This is a genomic window from Campylobacter concisus (assembly GCF_002913545.1).
Classification (GTDB): domain Bacteria; phylum Campylobacterota; class Campylobacteria; order Campylobacterales; family Campylobacteraceae; genus Campylobacter_A; species Campylobacter_A concisus_AV.
Map to the genome: position 1 here is coordinate 1 of NZ_PPBR01000083.1, position 470 is coordinate 470.

Annotated in this window: 1 protein-coding gene; it reads left to right on the forward strand. The window is 49.1% G+C overall.

What is annotated here, in order from left to right:
* Positions 1 to 470 (forward strand): iron-sulfur cluster assembly scaffold protein (locus CYP05_RS04740; protein ID WP_141090279.1); only part of this gene is annotated, 470 nt, incomplete at both ends.

Consider the following 470-nt stretch of genomic DNA (forward strand, 5'->3'; position numbering starts at 1 on the left):
ATTTATGGGCGAACTAACCGAAGAGGACGCCAAAAAAGCAAACGCAAAACTTATCGTCGCTGACTTTGGCGCAGAGAGCTGCGGCGATGCGGTCAGGCTCTACTGGCTCGTTGATGAGAAAACTGACAAGATAGTAGACGCTAAATTTAAAAGCTTTGGCTGTGGCACGGCTATAGCTAGCTCTGATACGATGGCTGAGCTTTGCATCGGCAAAACGGTCGATGAGGCGGTTAAGATCACAAACCTTGATGTAGAAAGAGCTATGCGTGACAACCCAGACACTCCAGCCGTCCCACCTCAAAAGATGCACTGCTCAGTTCTGGCTTATGACGTTATCAAGGCAGCTGCTGCAAGCTACAAGGGCATAGACCCCGAGCACTTTGAAGATGAGATCATCGTTTGCGAGTGCGCTAGAGTGAGCATTGGCACGATCAAAGTGGTTATAAGCTTAAACGCCCTCCTCACATATG